Origin of the sequence: Legionella saoudiensis (assembly GCF_001465875.1) — a bacterium.
Taxonomy (GTDB): Bacteria; Pseudomonadota; Gammaproteobacteria; order Legionellales; family Legionellaceae; genus Legionella; species Legionella saoudiensis.
On the sequence record NZ_LN901319.1, the window covers coordinates 1 to 18,072 of the forward strand.

Sequence of the window (18,072 nt, forward strand, 5' to 3'; positions counted from 1 at the left end):
TGAAGTTTTTAGAAAAATTAAAGCCTAATGAATACATCAGCACCATGACTAAATCCAAACGCACAGGGAAAATATTCATCGATTATTTAAGAAATCAACGAACGGCTACTGCGATTGGCGCCTATTCGACCCGTGCTAGACCTCATGCCCCAGTGAGTACACCGCTTGCCTGGGATGAGTTAAGCAAAAACATTAAAGAAAACAGCTATACGATTAAAACGTTACCCAAGCGGCTTGAGCAACTGACCGAAGATCCCTGGAAGGATTTTTGGCTCGTGAAACAATCTTTACGCTTGGATCAGCTTTAGGTGGTATCTATTATTAAGAGAGTAACTCTTCGTACTTAGGGAGGTATCATGGCGAAATCAATTTGGAAAGGCGACATTTCTTTTGGGCTGGTGTCTATCCCTGTTTCTTTAGTTTCGGTTGAAGAAAATAATGATTTAAAATTTCATCTGTTGGATTCCAAAACCAACTCCCGAGTGCGTTATCAACGAGTTAATGAAGATACGGGCAAAGAAGTGCCTTGGGAACATATCGTTAAAGGCTGGGAATATGAAAAAGGTAGCTACATTATTGTGGATGAAAGCGCGTTCCAAAAAGCAAGCCCTGAGGTGTTTAAATCCATTAATATTGATGAGTTTGTGGATTTAAAAGAAATAGATAATCTCTATTATTCAAAGCCCTACTACCTACAACCGGAAAGCAAAAACAAAAAAGCCTATGTGCTGTTGCGCGAAGCCCTTAAAAATACCAATAAAGTAGGGGTCGCTAAAGTAATTATTCGCACGAAAGAGTCCTTGAGCCTTATTATTCCGCATGAGCACGCCCTACTCTTATATTTAATCCACTTTGCCGATGAAATTCGTGAGGAAGATGAAGTCAATGTGCCTCGTGATGAACTCAAAACCTATAAAGTCGCCGACAAGGAAATGAAAATGGCTGAAGCATTAATCAAAGACATGACCAACGCCTGGAAGCCTGAAAAATACCACAATGAATATCGGGAAACGATGCAAAAATGGTTAGACAAGGAAACCGAAAAACTTAAAAAGTCCGGCAAAAAAGTGTCAAAAGCAACTCCTCAAAGCAAGGATTCGGTAGTGGACTTTATCTCATTGCTTAAAGACAGTATGAAAAAGAAAAAGAGTAAATCTACCGACTCCAAACCAAAACAGAAAAGGAACGAAGGCTAATTGGGTGAGGATGTTTTTAAAAATCGACAACTTTTAGGCCCTTCCGGTAGATCACAAATTGACCAAATGGATTGATTTTAATATAATCACTCATTCTTTAGTCACCACGAGGTCCGAATGGAATACGGAAATGCGATTATAACCCCCTATCCAATCTCACCGGGAAGTAATCATCTGTTCACCCAAAAAGAGCATGCACTTTTAGGAATAAGCCCATTTAACAGTTATTTCTCTGAAGAAATGATTGTCCAATGGATTCAATGGGCAAAAAATACCTTTTCCTCTTTTCAAATTTTTATTCCAGACAAGCTACCCCTATATACCTTTCTTGCCTTGGGTTATGACGAATCAAAGGCGCGAACTAAAGCCAAACGGCAAGCGGCGTATTTGAAAAATAAAATACAGCGGGCCTTAGATCACTGTGCACTAAAAAACGCAAACTCTCAATTAATTATTGATATGAACGTTTTAGAAAATAACTCGATGTTCCTTGAATTAAGAGCGCACTGCTATTCGTTGTATCAAACAGATGCAGCCTTTCGGCGGGAGTGCGACCAATGCACTGGCTGGGTTTTGAATGGGCATACTATTAAAGACCTTCAGCAGTCCAACCACAACATCGCGGTACACTACATTCTTAACGAAATGCCACTATTTATGGATACCCCATCCATTCTGGGCGTGAAGTCCTCTCTGTTTGTCTATCATCAAACACCCGAATTCATAAACTTTCTCTATACTAATTCTATAAGCAGTGAACTTATTGCCTCAAATCAAGGATTTATTGAATTATCTGTTCAAAAACAGGGTGCAATAACGGACGGAGTGCTGTTTTACGATGAGTTTAGACAATGAAGCACTGTACTTAATTATTGATACCATTGATGCCAGTATTTTCTGGAAGGATCTCAATGGACGATACTTAGGCTGCAATCACTACATGGTGCAGATGAGTGGCTTTAAGGATCGAGCAGACATTATTGGCAAAACAGACCGCGAAATGCCTTGGTGGCAAATCGCAGAAAAATTAGAAACAATTGATCGCAGCGTGTTAAAAAATGGCCTTTTTGAAGGGGAAGAGTCGCCGTTAACTGCCTCATCAAAAAGGGTATTCCATACCAAAAAAACCATCTTGTACGATAAAAATAAGAATGTCTTAGGCATTATTGGCATATCCATTGACATCACTGAGCGCAAAAAAGCAGAGCTGCAACTCAAGAAGAAACAAAAGCAACTAACCAAAGAAAAAGATAAAGCCCTTGCAGCAAACCGCGCTAAAACAGAATTCCTTGCCAACATGCGCCATGACATCCGCACCCCACTTTCAGGTATTGTTGGATTCTCCGAAATTTTGAAATCAGAATCCAATGAGCCACGAATCAAGGAATATGCCGATAACCTGGTGGCATCAAGCCACGCACTCCTGCATCTGCTGGATGAAGTATTGGATGCGGTAAAAATTGGCTCAGGGAAAATCCCAAAGCTTAAACGCAAATTCAATCTCATCGACACGCTGGAACAGGTCGCAGCCCTTTATTATGCCAAAGCACACGAAAAACAACTCGACCTTTCCCTTTCTATTGATAAAAAAGTTCCTCGATACGTTATTGGGGATAAAATAAGAGTGCATCGTATTGCCTTAGAGCTCATCGGCAATGCGCTTAACTTTACGAATCAGGGATTTGTGCACGTCAGGGTAGATCTTGCAAAAAAAGAACATCGTCACCTGGTAATCCGCATCAACGTAGTGGACTCAGGAATTGGTATTCCAGAGGACAAGCAACAAGAAATATACCTGCAATTCAAGCGATTAACTCCTTCGTATCAAGGGATATACAAAGGCTCAGGACTTGGGCTTTATGTAGTGAAGCAATTTATGGAGGAACTGGAAGGTGAAATTTACGTGGACAGCGAACCGCAAAAAGGAACAACCTTTACCTGCCTCATTCCCTTGCAAGAGCCGCTTTTAAATGATGAATCCGGGGTAGATCGGAACGAACGATTAATTCCTCAGCCCCCAAATACATCTTCCTTATCCCAATTAAGCACGCCAATCATGCCGGATGCGGAACTGGTAACAAAAAATAAGGTGCTGGTTGTAGAAGACAACTTCATTGCACAAACGGTGGCTAAAAGCCTGCTTCACACATTAAATTGCCAGGTCGATGTGGCAACCAATGGACTTGATGCCATTAGCCGCTGCAAAAACACCACTTATGATTTAATTTTTATGGACATTGGCCTAGGCGATGGCATGGATGGTTATGAGGTAACCCAATTCATCCGCAGCCAAATAAGCCCATCTCATCACATCCCAATTATCGCCCTTACGGCGCATGGAGCCGATGAAAGCAAACAACGCTGCATCGAATCAGGAATGGATGCCGTATTAACGAAACCGCTCACTAAAAATAATGCAGCGGAACTCATTAGTTCATTCATCCCATCCCCACTCGAAAAAGCACCAGCAGTTCCCACTGCAACTGCCCGCCGCGAGCTACCGGATAATGAGGAGGAGCTGTTTCATTTAAATCAATTCTCGCTACTTGATGAGGCCGAAGCAATACGCAATTGTGGTTCCATAGACACGGTAAAAAAGCTGTTGCAGCTTTTGACTCAAGAGCTTCCTGAGGATTTAATTCACATGAAAAGCGCTTTTGCACAGCAGAATTACCCGCTCATTGAGAACATAGCGCATAAAATTAAAGGCGGTGCGATGTATCTGGGAGCCCATCGAATGAAATACGCGTGCCAATATGTAGAGCGCTATTGGAAATCAGGGGGACGCACCTTATTTCCCGATCTCTATCAACAGGCCATTTCCGTCATTGAGGAAACCCTCATTTATGTCAAAGGGTGGTTGCGCACTCATTAAACGTGGTCAAGAATAAAATCATCATCATGGACTACTTAATCAGCGTATCCCTCAGCTTCCAAGAGCAGCTTAACCCTATACTCTTCCCGTTCTTTAGGCTACGTAACGCACTTCAACAAATGTTTTTCAATTTAATTTTTATATAACAACGGGTTATATTTTGAGCCCATCCTAAGACCTGTTTTGGGTAGTTTTTTTTGATGACTGATAGGGTATCCATCAGTATAATGCGCGCTTTTCATTCACAGATCCCGTTTTATTTACAAATTTTTTAATGTCATCAAACAAGGAAAAGGATAATGACAAATACTACGCCTCAAACACCCTCCGCAATTAATCCCCAAACCTCCAAAGCTGAACAAATTAAAACCCATGAGCGTTTAATTGAATTACAACAAGCCCTTGACGAGGCGCTGGATGCATTTTCGCGAGATCACAGCCAGCTTACACAAATGGCAACTTATTGGGGCAAGCAACCCCTTTGGTGGCGAATTAGCCTGGGCGTTACGATCATTGTTCCCTTAATACTCTTTAGTATGGTTATGCAGCTTGCGGTTTTACTTACCATTAGTTTATTCATTTCGGCAATTTATATTATTGGCAATCATTTACTTGTCTCGCACCATCAGCACGCCTTATTAAATATACAAAAATTCAAAAACATTGTTATAAGCCTTAATAGCCTTCAATCATCCATGATTGAACTAACCCATGAATTACACGAACAGCTCAAACAAGAACTAGAACAAGTCGGTGCTGAAAACATGAAATTAACCGATAATGTTTCTCGCCTAACCGAGGAGCTCCTTACCCTATCCTTAACCCTCGAACAATTAAAAATAACGGAAGCGCAACAAAAGAAATTAGTTCACCACTTGGAAACAAACGTAGAACAACTCATGACCGCATCTGAGGCGCAATCGAATGTGTATGAACAAACCCATACTCAATTAGAGACAGTTCGCAAAGAGTACGAACAAACCCAAACTCTATTGTTAGGACATATTGAGCGAATCGGCACGTTAGAATCCCAGATGGAATCTGAGCGAATGAGGACCCAAAACACAATCCAAATACTGAAGAACACCCTGGGCAAATTCACAGGCATGATGCTTCTTAGTGAAGAGCAACGCATGGTATTTGAGAAAAAAATGACTGATTTTATTGAAAATAATCACCTACGATTTAAAAACTTAGTTGAGGTTCTTTCGCAAACAACGACCCAAATTTCTGAGACAACGGAGCGTTATACGGAAGCAACCACCGAGTTTCATCAATTATTAAACCAACAAAAGCAACTCTTCAATCAATTAGAATCAGTCGTAGAGCGAATCGATGAACCTGAAACGCCAATACCCCCGGTAATACCATGCACACCGTCCCAAACACGATTTGGTTTATTTTCTGAAAAAGAATCAGTGGACCCCCTACCTAAAAAAGAACCTAAGCAAGTATCTGAAATTAAAGTCTTTTAAACAGAATATTAATTACTTACGCTGAAAAAACCTATAGACCGCGTGTATTGGTAGCGCATTAGCTCGAAGGGGTATTTTAACCAAGCTCAACTATCTTTAGAATGAAATAACGGTTTGATTTTCGTGCTTGTGCACAGCGCCAATACACCTTAAGGCCAGAAGGTCTTAAGGCTGACGTCCTGTCAACTGACGCTGCGCCAAACGATTTCATTATAGGAAAACTATTTGAATTAGCCAGCCGCAAAGTGGCTTATTTGCATGTAAGATATTTCTTATTCATGAGTCGAGGATGCATCGTGTATTTTCGACTTCCATCTACACCCCTCTTGGAAATTACCCATTCAAGTGGATATAGGCAAGCCATTCAATCTATAGAATCCTTCTATCCTTTTTAATAGTCTATTATTAACTAACCATCCATAATAAGGGAATAATTATGGCCAAATCCATTTGGAAAGGTGAAATCTCCTTCGGTCTTGTTTCCATCCCTGTGTCTCTGGTGTCTGTAGAAGAAAGCAATGTCGGGGAAGAAAATACCCTCTACAGCAACCCAGAGCAAAGAGTCTGTGGTTGACTTCATCTCCTTGCTGAAAGAAAGCATGAAAAAAAAGAGCGACCGTGCCGCAAAGAAAACCAAGTCGACAAGCCGTACGAAACAAACACAGAATAAAAAAGAGGCCTAATCGGGCGAGGATGTTTAATTAATGGCCAACAACTCTCCATTTCAGGACCTTTATGCTATCATGAGCAAGACCTAATTTTGACTAAAAATGACCCAAATTAACTTGACGCACTACCTCGCCTTATTGTTGTAATGAAAACATATAACTTATCAGTTACAGAGCTTGCGCTTCCCTCTCCCCGAGAAGGAAGTATTGATACCTATTCTGGTTTTAACCTAACCTCCAAACTCGCCATTAAAGCGCATCAAAGCCTTCAGTACAAACAACTTAAATTGCATGACAACTATACACCTGAAGTCAATGTCGTTCATCAGCTTGCTTATAAGGAGTATTTTTTTAATATTTCAGGGCGAATGGATGGTATTTACCAAGAGGCCCCCCTAAGAATTGAAGAAATTAAAACTGCTTTCGACCCTCAAAAACTAATCGACGTGCTTGCAGACAACTATTACACCCATCCGTACTGGCTGCAATTACAAATCTATGGCTATATTCATTGGTTAAAAACCAAGGCCATTCCCAAATTAAATTTGGTAATAGTTTCTTTACGCAATAAAAAAACCTACCCCTTAGTTTTAGAATTTAATCAAGATGCTTTTGAAGCATGGTTAAATCGTCGCTTAGAAGAGCTTGTACTCGAAATCAAAGAATCAAAAAAGCGCATTAAACATCGAAAACATCACTGCAGCCAACTGAGTTTTCCTTTTCCCAAACCACGCCCTCATCAAAAAGAATTAATGGAATTTGTTGAGTCCTCCATGAAGCACAAAAGGCCCATGCTGATTCAAGCCCCTACTGGGTTAGGCAAGTCGATGGCTATTTTGTATCCCACACTCAAGGAATCATTAAGCCGTGGACAAAAAACGCTCTATTTAACTCCTAAGAACAGTCAACACCATATTGCTTTAAATGCCGTTCATTTGCTTCAAGAAAAAGGTTCTGCATGTTCTTCGCTAATGCTTACCGCTAAAAAAAAATTATGCATGAAAAGTGAACCTATTTGTACGAGCAAACAATGTGAATTTGCGGAAAATCATTACACGAAATGCAGTAGTAATGACTTATTAAAGAAGCTTCAAAAAAAACAGAACTTAGATGCCGCGGTGTTTCGAGAGCTCGCCATAACCTATCAAGTATGTCCCTACGAGTTGCAGATGCAGAGCGTTGCCTTTGCCGATGTGGTTATTGGCGATTACAACTATGTGTTCTCTTCCACGAATACACCGGGGCAAGTAGTCAGTATGAAACTGGGCGAACACGAGAAACCGAATTTAGTCATTGATGAGGTGCACAATTTACCAAGCCGGGGCATGGATTATTTTTCCCCTGCCTTGGAAGTCGCCTTTTTTGAGCGCTATTTAGACGCACTCGATAGATACCCTCACCCCTTTCAGAAAAAACTGACGAAGGTAATTCATCAATGCATCTCAATCATTGATGATTGTGCGCTCCCCAACGTCTATGAGCCACACATCACCCAAGCCCCAGAAGAAGCATTTAAAAAGCAGGAAGAAAAATTAAATCAATTACTTACTGATTATTTAGAATCAGATTTAACCATCGAAAGCGACGATCCCATTTTAAAATTGTTTAATTACTGGTCCGACTTTACCGCAGCACTGGAGTTTGTAAATCAAGGCGGAGAGGAATTTTTTATTTCATTCCACCCCAAACATCATGCCTTAAAAATTAATTGCTGTGATGCCTCCAGTTTCTTGAAAGAACACTATACCCATTTTCAACAAGTTATTGGTTTTTCGGCCACCTTAAAACCCTTTGATTACTACAGCCAGCTCATTGGATTAAATACCCCATTTTTACATACAGAGGAATTTTCTTCTCCTTTTTCACCTAATCATCGTAAATTACTTGTTATCCCCCAGGTCTCCACCAAATATCGAGATAGAAAATCGAATAGTCATAAAATAATTGAGGTCATTGTTCGACTTTCCATGTTAAAGTCCGGCAACTATTTTGTATTTTTCCCAAGTTTCGAATTTTTAGAACAAATTTATGCGCAAATGCCTAACACGCCCCACTTTACATTAATTCGACAAGAGCGTCGCATGGACGCATCAGAAACTAAATCGCTTCTCATGCAACTTCATCAAAAAAATAAGAATCATTTATTTTTTGCTGTGCAAGGAGGAATGTTTGCCGAAGGAATTGATTACGTTGGTGAGCTCGCTATCGGGGCGTTTATAATAGGTCCTCCCCTTCCGTCTTTTGATTGGGAACGTGAACAAATGAAACGCTATTACGATACTCATTATAAGCAGGGTCAAGAATACGCCTATACTTATCCTGCGATGGCTAAAGCCATTCAATCAGCGGGAAGGGTCATTCGCAGTGAAACAGACAAAGGCTTAATTGTGTTAATGGACAATCGTTTTCTTCAATACCCATACAGCCAATGCATGCCCAAAGATTGGTTTTCTGAAAAGCCTCACGAGCTGATTTCCACATCCATTATCAAGGAGGTGCAATCTTTCTGGAATCAAGTCTCTCCTGATAATCATCTAGAATCGCAAATCAAAGAACCCCAATCAGAGGGATTAAGTGCCAATGACTGAGCTCTCCCATAAAAAAATTCTCATCCTCGATTGCCAAACAACGGGGATGCACCCAAGCACCGGCCAGTTATTGCAAATAGGCTGGAGTCTCTTTGACCCGACCTCATTGCCTGTTCCTGATATTCAAAAGCGGACCCTCAAACTCAATGAAGAGCTAATACCGAACAAAATAAAAAAAATGCTCCATCTCACTGCAACAGATTTAGAACACAGCACGGAATCTCACAAAGTATTTAATCAATTGCAACAGGCATTAAATGAACTCGGAGCTGAGCCCATCGTCATTGCGCATTATGCGCAATTTGAAAAAAGCTTTTTAAAGCAGTTTTATTTAGAGCATGCGCAAACAGACGAGTTAAATTTTAAATTATTCTGCTCGCAAAAAATTGCGAAACGCCTCTTACCCCAATTGCCGAGCCATAACTTAAAAGCAATTGCGGGGTATTATAAATGGCCCAGTACGCCAAAAAATGAAATCCTCTCGCATGTGTCCATGACTGTCTATGTGTGGCAACAGCTTTTGCCCCAACTTCATGCCGCCAATGTATCCTGCTATTCAAGTCTTGAACGCTGGTTAGCGCGCAAACCCTCGGAAAAGAATGTTCATCGTTATGAATACAACATTGAGCGGCTCGACAGGCTAAATCTTTCGGTAAAACCCGGGATTTATCGCATGCTGGCTGAAGACGGGACGATTTTATACATTGGAAAAGCAACCTCGTTAAAAGCACGCGTGAATTCCTATTTTCGCGGGGTTAAAAATCGAGACCGCCGCAAATTAGAAATGCTCGCTCAAGTTTGGGACATTCAAACCATTGAGTGCGATACCCCCTTGGAAGCAGCCTTACTGGAATCGGATGAAATAAAAAAATGGTCACCACCTTACAATGTGTTACTCACATTAGAGCGCCCAAGCCTGATTTTTTATAACCGTGAGTACACTGAATTATCCAAACTCAGAGACTCCACCTACCTTAATGGCCCCCATAAACCTCAGGATGCACTAAGCTGGTTAATGGAATTAATTCATGCGCTAAAAAACCATGAAGCAATGAATTATGGAGAAGAACACCTTAGCGCGGAGCAACTAAAAAATGCCTGGCATCTTTTTTTAACAACCCACCATTTCGAGCATGTCATCCTGCAGCAACACGGCATACGCTCCTGCCTCGTCATGGGCTACACTCTATTAAAACAATTTGAACGAACTTATGGAAAAGGCACTTTTCAAAAATGGTGGGCAAATGAAAAGAAGCAAAACCCCGAAGAGGAATTGTCTTTAGAAGAACGAATAGCACGAAAAATGGCGCGCATTTGTTTACGTGCGGCAGAGGCCCGGCGTAAAAGCAAAATGATTTCACGCTTATATAATTCCACCTTAATGATTCAATCATCGCAAAAAAGAATAACCGTAGTGAATGGAGCGCTTCTTAATTCAAATTCAATGCCTTCTGAAACCAAAGAGCCACCGGCTTTCGAACTATACCACTATGATCGACTATCTATTTTACTCTCCGCCTTAAATAACAAAACAGTGACCTTGATTTCTGCCTAGTTATTACTTCCCTCAATTTATTCTTGGCGCAGGAGTCAGTACTCATTACGGTGACCCATTAGCACCAATCGAAGAGCGGCAACTGAATACCTTCATGAATGTGGTGCTGCTTTAATTTAATCCCAATCCCCAGCAATCGTACCGGCATATTCTTTCTTAAAAATCCCTCATGAATCAGCTGACTGAACACGGCCACATCAAGTCGCTCATGCACCATCTCCACGGTTGTTTGCTGAAAATCGCTAAATTTTAATTTAACAAACACATTATGGATGCCTAAGGGACCTGCTCGTTCAATACGCCCCTCCAAGCGCGTCATTAACTCAGGAAGTGCGGCAATACAGGTGCTGACATCAGGTAAGTCCTGTAAATAAGTTTCTTCCACGCTAATGGATTTGCGAATGCGTTCGGGATTGACCAGGCGCTCATCAATCCCTCGCGCCAACTCATACAGCCGATGCCCCATAATACCGAACGCACTGACTAAATGCTTCAGCGAGTAATAGTGTAAATCCCCGCAGATTTGAATGTTTAACGCATGCAGCTTTTCCTCTAATTTAGGCCCCACACCAAAGAGCTTACGCACCGGCAAATCCACCATAAAAGCCGCCACCTCCTCAGGCTTAATCACCTTCTGCCCATTGGGCTTGTGCCAATCGCTCGCAATTTTTGCCAAACTCTTATTGGGTGCGATGCCCGCACTGGCGGTTAATTGCCGTGAGTTAAAAATTCGCGCTCGGATTTCTTGAGCAATCCAGGTGGCACTCCCTTGGCACTGGCTTGATTCAGTCACATCCAAATAGGCCTCATCTAAAGACAAGGGCTCAATCAAATCAGTGTATTCGGCAAAGAGTTCCCGAATGTACTCACTTTCCTGCCGATATACCTCCATACGCACCGGACGTAAGATGAGGTTGCGACACAGCTTATGTGCCTTGGCGGTAGGCATTGCTGAGCGCACCCCGAAGGCGCGTGCCGCGTAATTACACGTCGCAATCACTCCTCGCCGGTCAGCCTCCCCACCGACTGCAATCGGTCAATGCGCAAGTTCTGGAAAATCACGCATCTCAATTGCGGCATAAAAGCAGTCCATATCAATGTGGATGATTTTGCGCAGAGAGGCCATGCGGATTAAACTCCATCGCCACAATGCACCTGAGGCACATCCGTCCAGCGGGTGGTATACGCGGGCGACTTAAGCTCAGCGCGCATCGCCCAGGGCTTGGAATAGCCTTCAGCCCGAGCGACCACCCCTTTCGCCACATCTGCGGGCTCAACTCGTCGAGTTGCTTTATCAATTTTAATCGTACACCCAAAATAATCGTCCTGCCCTGGCACCATCCCAAAGCGATAATTAGAACGTGCTTGATTGATAAGACCCGATTCAGGCCAAAGATTATAAAGTTCGGCGTCCATATGGCGGAAACGTTCATCAATTTTTTGACAACACGTACGCCCTTTAAGGGTTTTATCGCATATCCAGCCCAAATTGGCAATGGAATCCATTAAGCCATGCAAAGAGTAATGTTTAAATCATATCGTATTTTTATGGACCCTATGTACAAGGGGAGTGTTGTTTAATAATAGTTAATATATCACTAGGTGTTCTTGCAATATAATCTGGTTTGTTCTTTACAGTAGTTGCTTCTGAGTTAATCCCCATGTAACAGCTATGTTGCACTTCCTAGCTGAGTCACGGGTTTCATCTCCGACATAAAATGTCTGAGATGAGTCCATTTTATAAGATTTCGTGAGTTTTTTTAGTATGTGTTTCTTACCAAAATAGCTGGATTCTGCATGAATAAAATCAAATAAATGTCCAATTTTATGAATTTCAAGCCATGAGATTACATTTTCAGAGGAATTTGAGGTCAATATTCCCAAGGAGCAATTGGGATGGAACTCTTTTAGTACTTCTGGAAGTTTCATAAAAGTAGATAAAAAGGGAGTTTGCGGATGCATTCCCGCGTGTGGCGTAATACAGCCGGAAGCCGATAAAAAGGAATTTTTAAATATTTTATAACTTCGCCGGATGTTAAATCTTTTAATCCGTCTATTTCATCCTGATTTATTTTTCTAAAATTAAATTGATCGGCCAAAAGAATTAGTTTTTGAATAGCGGTAGAAAAACTGTCCGCTAAAGTGCCATCAAAATCAAATATTATATTCATTGGTTTATTTTTCATTTTATAAACCATCGAATTTGTTAATTATTGTATCATGTATTTCCCGTTTAAGAAGGTAAGATTTGAATGATAAATATTTTCCATAGCCCAAATGCGTTCCAATAATTTTCTGAATAGGTACGCCTAATTGGTAAAGATGTATTATTTTTTTCCCTGTCTTTATCATACATAGATGCCTGGATTACTCCTTTTGGCTTACCAAGTTTAATGCCTTTAGCCACACGTGCACGTAACCTTCCTTTGTACGCTCTGAAGTAAAATCTCTTTCTAGCTCGGCAAGCATGGAAAAATAGTAATACGCACCTTATTGGCAATACTGTTTTTAGCTGCGGGATTTAAGTCCTGGCGCGAAACTGGACCATACCTAAGCTTTATTGCAAAGCTGGCTTTGGGCTGTAACTTGGAGCTTTGCTTTCATCCGGATTTCATCTGTTCCTACGGAAAAGCGGGTTTTTCGGTATACGCTAACTTTTGCTACTTGTTGTGCTTCCAGAAAAAGTGTTGCGGCGGGGTTTTTGCCGTTCTGCTTGTTTAACATCTTCTGTCGAAGGAGTTGGTGCCAATGAGGTAGGTTTGTCCAGTAGTGCCTGTATATTGATTTTAAGGAACGCTCTACATGTTCGGGAATGGGTGTATAGTGTGTCATGAAAATTAAAAAAATTCTTTACCTTTTTTCTTTTTTAAGCAGTCCTATGGAGCACGGATTAAGCAAGAAGTGTAATTGATATCAATGCCTCATGTGATAAAATACAAGTCATAAATAACAAATGAAGGCCTCTCAATGAAGCTTCCCTTAAAAGAGCCCCTATATCCAAGCTATATTTACATTGATGCGCAAAATACTGTTCATATATTCATGCCTGTGGTCAGCGGCACGTCCATAGGATTGGATAATACGTGTAAGTCAGTCTATGCGATGAAAGAGTTCTTTGGCAAAGGGGATGTGAGGACTAATCCTAACACCATAAAAAAGGTGTTAGTGGATTACCGTAATGCCTTGGAAGATGATTTGCACTGGGTTGGAATCAATGATGCCTTAGCCCAACAAAAAAGAGAACGATTGGCACAGATTACTACTTATTTAAAGGTGGTTGAGCGTTTAGAGCAATCCAAGGAGCTAGATACCCTAAAGCCTTTGAGTGCACGCTACCCAAGGCCATTGGAGGTGATGCTGCAAGACCGAGAAAGGTCTAATCTCCATAGCATGATATTGAGGCCCACGACTCAAGATGCCTATCTTCGCGCCGAAGCAGCCAGGCCTTTCTTTTCTGTGGCACATGACAGCGAGTCATGCCAGAGATTTGAGACGACCTCTGCGTTACAACAAGCACTCATTACTGTATACCAAGCCTTACACTTTAGCGTTCAAAACGTGAAATCTCAATTATTCGAACGGGTCTTGGCTAAGCCTTTCGACCATTCTAATTTTGAACTTCTGAAAACGCATCTGGATGAAGAAGCCAAAGCCTTACTGGGCCCAGGAATTGATTTTAATAAAGATTCTTTTGGCCATGTTGTGGATAAAACATATCTAGATGAAGTAATATTGCTGGGTGATCCACTCACACCTGAGATGTACCTTGATTCCTTGTTTGATGCTTGTGCTCCCGGGTTCTTAGAGACGTATATGGAGTCTCCATTTAATCGGTTAACCAGGCCAGAGCAATGGTCTATTGCCACTCAGTTTTTATTAGGGATAACCAGTTTTTATGCGGTCACCCAATTTAGAATGAGTTCAGACGTCAATTGGGGTAGGTTACTGGATGATAATCCCGAATTAAGCCAATCACTTGCTCAAACCATGGCTGCTGCCCAACAAAGTAAACAAAGCCCGGAAGAGGCCTTGCTGCATTGGATAAATACACAAAGCGACCAATTCGGATTAAATGCTCCTCTAAGTACAAACGACATCCAAGCCATTAAACATGATTTTGCCCAGCGCTATGTACAAATCCAAGAGTCCCCTCACTTTGATGAGTTTTTCTTATTAAACGCCCAAAACAAAGGGGCTTTTGTGGTGCATCAAGGTTCTATGTGCGCAAGTCTTGCGGAGTTTGCCAGCTCAAGCCTGTTTGATTTGCCTCCAGACCTATACGCATTTCTTGAGCGGACTTGTAAGGCCATGAAGTCTCTGGATGCCATTGAAATCCCTCATCAAAACCCCTGGGTTCAGACCAGTATTGAGCTTGATTTGTCTTCAATGGATTCCCCTCAATTGCAAGCCTTGTATGACCAAATTACGACTTACAAAGATCCCGCATTAAAAAAACACCTGCTGCAGGAATTCAAACAGGAAAGGCCTGACTTCAAGCCTCAAATAGATGCTAAGCAGTTCTTACAGCGAGTGGCTTATGGAGAACAAGACCAAGCAGAGGCCTTGCTCAAAGAAGATGCCGATAGAGCGCAAGAACTGCTAAGGATAAGCCGCATCTCGTTTACAGACTACTCAGGAAGAACCTTTACCTGCAGTGCCTATGAGTATGCCTATTGGGCTAAAGATACCCATATGCAGCGCATGTTGGAGAAGTATATGGATGCTAATACTGGGGTTGTTATGCTCAAAAGGGTTCAAGCCATGGAGGAGCTGATTCTAGGGCCTGGATTATTTAAAGAACCCAGGGGCTTGGTTTACACCCAGAAAGGTAAAGAGTATCGCAGTGTCCATTTTGATTTAAATCCCTTGAAGAACGCATTGAAGGAATATATTCAGGCGTATGATGAAATCGCTAAGGAAACTGATACTGATTGGGAGGTTTTGGATAAGATTTGGCTAAAGGTAGGTTTAGCTCAAAGAGAGGTGCCAGCTCATATCGCACACGAATATTGCCATCCTAATCGCTCATTTGAGGATATATCTAATAATCTTAATTTATTAGATGCGTCAAGGCCTGAAAATCTGACGCGGCAGCTTAAGTTTTATCTTAATGGGATACACTCCTATGATTTTTGGTTTAGCCCTAATTCTTATTCTATTGATTCGGGTTTGGGATTTCCATTTGTAATAGTCAGGGCGATGCGAGGTGCGGCCGTGCGGATGCGGGGTGGGGGTAGGGTGGCATCCTTAGATTTGGCGGCTATAGAAGCCATTGAGAAAGTAAGAACAGAAGACCTTAAGCAGTCTATTGTCAATCTTGAATTATCATTAAGCTTGCACGCGACCCTATCTTACAATGATGTTAGTCAATCCTCAACAGCCCCTTAATATTCACCCCTGTTTTTAGGAAGTAGTTCGGCTTTATGTTCATGTTATGAATATGACGCCTATTGAATTGAACTGGCTCACTAACCAGTCCTTTATCCCTCTCAGTTTTTTCTAGTCATTCTAGATGAGGATTAAGGGGGTTGTGTATGACCAAAGACATCGATAGCACGCATTGGGTTTTACCGCATATCCAGCCCAAACTGGCAATGAACTAAATATGCTTCAAAAAATTTTAGTTAAACTCAAATTGGAAACTTGATTCTTGAAGTGTTTTGCTTCCAGCACCTTGAGAATCAGGATTTGATCTGCCAAATAATGTTTGAGGTGTAGATATAAGAAGTGCTGCCAATTTTGATTCGTTCAACTTCATTTGTTCCTCGGTAATAGAAGAGTCCTCAGGTGCAAATTTCTTAGCTTGGCTAAGAGCTTCTTCAGCCTTCTCCCATTTTTTCTCTAATCTATAAGCACAAGCAATATTTAACCATGCATCCGCAATTTCTTGTTTATCTTCTGTTTTTTCCAAGATGGACGAAAAGTACTTTCTTGCTTCAGGGTAACAATCCTGTTTAAAAAAGAGACACTCCAATTTGATTAATGACAATAAGGTGTTCTGGATCAAAATACATTGCTTCTAAATAAGTTTTTTGTATTAATGCACTTAATAAAGCGCCAACGCTAAGTGGAAATGAAAACCTCCTTTTATTTGTAAGAGAGTTTTACCCATTTAATTTTCATCACATTATGGATAATCACACAAGGAACCATGCGCGTTGTTTTCCCCGTGTAGGTCCTTCTTTCTATGCAGTAGAAATAGCAATGACAGCTGAAGATTTTGACAAGGCCATAAAAACTGGAAACTACCTTTTGATTAGAAAAAAAATTACAGGAGTTATCGAGAATATACAAGGGCTGGATGTAGAGGAAAAAATAAGGAACACGTGTATTATTAAACATAAATATAATTTTAGAAAAAAATACGAACTGAATCATATACGATATGGGGCGCAAGTGGTTAATAGCAAAATCCAATATGATGAAAATAAACCACTCCCTGCTCCAAATCTTAACGTGTTGCCTAATTCAGAAAACAGAGACTCTTCGTTACCTGCATTATCAAGACCGATGTGCGCCTATAAAAAATAGACACACGAAAACTCTCTTTAAGTGGTGACGCTAAGTTCTTTTAAGCATCGTTTGCATTGGAGAGCCACGTAAGTGGACTTCTTCATTTGTTAGTCAAATAAAGACAGCTGCCTCATCTCATAAATTTTTTCTTGTTTTAATTTAATTCCCACCCCTAACAGTCGTACCGGAAGTCGTTTGCGCAAATACCCTTCCTCCACCAATCGGTACACCATCGGTACATCAAGGTGCGGATGCACCTGCTCCACGGTGGTTTGTTGAAAATCATTAAATTTCAATTTAACAAAAAGAGACTGGATTCCTGATATCTCGCCCGCACGCTCTATCCGCCCCTTAAGACGGGCAATTAGCTCGGGCAATACCGCAATGCAGGCGCTTACATCAGGAAGGTCGTGTAAAAACGTTTCTTCCACACTTATGGATTTGCGAATGCGCTCGGGGTTGACTGGGCGATTGTCGATGCCACGGGCTAATTCATACAGCCGTTGCCCCATAACGCCAAACTCATGATAAAGATATTCTTGCGAATGCTGCTGCACATCAGCACAGGTTTTAATGTTGTAGGCGCTTAACTTTTCTTCCATCTTGGGGCCTACGCCAAAGAGCTTTCGCACCGGTAAATTCATCATAAATGCGGCAACCTCCTCAGGCTTAATCACCATTTGCCCATTGGGTTTATGCCAATCACTGGCAATTTTCGCCAAGCTTTTATTCGGCGCAATGCCGGCACTGGCGGTCAGTCCGCGCGTTTGAAAAATTCGCTGACGGATTTCTTGCGCCATCCAGGTGGCACTTCCCTTACAGTTCGGGGAATGGGTGACATCAAGAAAGGCTTCATCTAGTGATAAGGGCTCAATCAAATCGGTGTAATCCGCAAATATCTCACGAATGTAGTGGCTTTCTTCTTGGTACACATCCATGCGTACCGGACGCACAATAAGATGCCGACATAATTTTAAGGCCTTTGCCGTAGACATGGCCGAGCGCACCCCAAATTGGCGGGCAATGTAATTACTGGTTGAAATCACCCCTCGCTCGCAGGCAAGCCCGCCAACCGCCATGGCCCTGTTCTTAAGCTCAGGGAAGTCACGCATCTCAATGGCGGCATAAAAGCAATCCATATCAATATGGATAATTTTGCGGCAAGCAGCAAAGCCTTCGTACGCCTCACGCAAAACACTCAT

Annotated in this window: 15 protein-coding genes and 3 pseudogenes; 10 read left to right on the forward strand and 8 right to left on the reverse strand. The window is 41.6% G+C overall.

Translation table 11 applies throughout. The annotated features are described in order from the left end of the window. The 8 genes from ligD to BN3124_RS00595 all read left to right on the forward strand — a co-directional run. Nucleotides 1-308: non-homologous end-joining DNA ligase LigD (ligD, locus tag BN3124_RS00565; RefSeq protein WP_456237222.1), on the forward strand; the 308-nt coding region annotated here is incomplete at its 5' end. 48 nt (nt 309-356) lie between these two features. Beyond that, nucleotides 357-1,196 (forward strand): non-homologous end joining protein Ku, encoded by an 840-nt coding sequence (ku, locus tag BN3124_RS00570; RefSeq protein WP_058532936.1) that lies wholly within the window; start codon nt 357-359, stop codon nt 1,194-1,196. Between the two features lie 117 nt (nt 1,197-1,313). Beyond that, entirely contained in the window at nt 1,314-2,051 is a 738-nt protein-coding gene (locus tag BN3124_RS00575) for a tRNA-dependent cyclodipeptide synthase (RefSeq protein WP_058532937.1), read from the forward strand. Then, nucleotides 2,035-4,071 carry an ATP-binding protein gene (locus tag BN3124_RS00580; RefSeq protein ID WP_058532938.1) on the forward strand — a complete coding sequence of 679 codons (2,037 nt, stop codon included), beginning with the start codon at nt 2,035-2,037 and terminating at the stop codon, nt 4,069-4,071. The genes BN3124_RS00575 and BN3124_RS00580 overlap by 17 nt, the downstream gene beginning before the upstream one ends. Before the next feature lie 299 nt (nt 4,072-4,370). Beyond that, a complete protein-coding gene (locus tag BN3124_RS00585) occupies nt 4,371-5,546 on the forward strand; it encodes a hypothetical protein (protein ID WP_058532939.1) in 1,176 nt (391 codons plus the stop codon). Nucleotides 5,547-6,064: 518 nt separating this feature from the next. Next, on the forward strand, nt 6,065-6,229 hold the full coding sequence (locus tag BN3124_RS17120; RefSeq protein ID WP_196398883.1) for a hypothetical protein: 165 nt from the start codon (nt 6,065-6,067) through the stop codon (nt 6,227-6,229). A 131-nt stretch (nt 6,230-6,360) separates the two neighbouring features. Next, nucleotides 6,361-8,802 (forward strand): ATP-dependent DNA helicase, encoded by a 2,442-nt coding sequence (locus BN3124_RS00590; RefSeq protein WP_058532940.1) that lies wholly within the window; start codon nt 6,361-6,363, stop codon nt 8,800-8,802. Beyond that, nucleotides 8,795-10,357 (forward strand): 3'-5' exonuclease, encoded by a 1,563-nt coding sequence (locus BN3124_RS00595; RefSeq protein WP_058532941.1) that lies wholly within the window; start codon nt 8,795-8,797, stop codon nt 10,355-10,357. Before BN3124_RS00590 ends, BN3124_RS00595 begins: the two co-directional genes overlap by 8 nt. A 58-nt stretch (nt 10,358-10,415) precedes the next feature. Here BN3124_RS00595 and dinB (BN3124_RS00600) read toward each other — a convergent pair. From dinB (BN3124_RS00600) to BN3124_RS17045, 6 genes and pseudogenes are all read right to left on the reverse strand, one after another. Continuing rightward, a pseudogene (gene dinB / locus BN3124_RS00600) lies at nt 10,416-11,483 on the reverse strand (DNA polymerase IV). Nucleotides 11,484-11,488: 5 nt separating this feature from the next. Continuing rightward, nucleotides 11,489-11,596: pseudogene (locus BN3124_RS17510) on the reverse strand (DUF4113 domain-containing protein); the annotation flags it as partial. Next, a pseudogene (locus BN3124_RS00605) lies at nt 11,597-11,863 on the reverse strand (endonuclease); the annotation flags it as partial. It lies immediately after the preceding pseudogene. Nucleotides 11,864-11,989: 126 nt separating this feature from the next. Then, nucleotides 11,990-12,319, reverse strand: coding sequence for an HAD hydrolase-like protein (locus tag BN3124_RS17515; protein ID WP_078061432.1), 330 nt, complete (start codon nt 12,317-12,319; stop codon nt 11,990-11,992). After that, nucleotides 12,283-12,543, reverse strand: a complete 261-nt coding sequence (locus tag BN3124_RS00615; RefSeq protein ID WP_058532944.1) for an HAD hydrolase-like protein — start codon at nt 12,541-12,543, stop codon at nt 12,283-12,285. Before BN3124_RS00615 ends, BN3124_RS17515 begins: the two co-directional genes overlap by 37 nt. A 364-nt stretch (nt 12,544-12,907) precedes the next feature. Continuing rightward, nucleotides 12,908-13,081, reverse strand: coding sequence for a hypothetical protein (locus BN3124_RS17045; protein ID WP_155522656.1), 174 nt, complete (start codon nt 13,079-13,081; stop codon nt 12,908-12,910). A gap of 243 nt (nt 13,082-13,324) precedes the next feature. On the opposite strand from BN3124_RS17045, the gene BN3124_RS00625 reads away from it, so the two are divergent. Then, nucleotides 13,325-15,745, forward strand: coding sequence for a SidC (locus BN3124_RS00625; protein WP_196398884.1), 2,421 nt, complete (start codon nt 13,325-13,327; stop codon nt 15,743-15,745). A gap of 232 nt (nt 15,746-15,977) precedes the next feature. On the opposite strand, the gene BN3124_RS00630 is transcribed toward BN3124_RS00625, so the two are convergent. Continuing rightward, nucleotides 15,978-16,268 (reverse strand): tetratricopeptide repeat protein, encoded by a 291-nt coding sequence (locus tag BN3124_RS00630; RefSeq protein ID WP_149865162.1) that lies wholly within the window; start codon nt 16,266-16,268, stop codon nt 15,978-15,980. 293 nt (nt 16,269-16,561) lie between these two features. Between BN3124_RS00630 and BN3124_RS00635 the strand changes: the two genes are divergently transcribed. Further along, the gene (locus BN3124_RS00635) at nt 16,562-16,888 is read left to right on the forward strand and encodes a hypothetical protein (protein WP_149865163.1); all 327 of its coding nucleotides are present in this window, start codon (nt 16,562-16,564) and stop codon (nt 16,886-16,888) included. 89 nt (nt 16,889-16,977) lie between these two features. Here BN3124_RS00635 and dinB (BN3124_RS00640) read toward each other — a convergent pair whose 3' ends face one another. After that, the gene (dinB, locus tag BN3124_RS00640) at nt 16,978-18,072 is read right to left on the reverse strand and encodes a DNA polymerase IV (RefSeq protein ID WP_058532947.1); all 1,095 of its coding nucleotides are present in this window, start codon (nt 18,070-18,072) and stop codon (nt 16,978-16,980) included.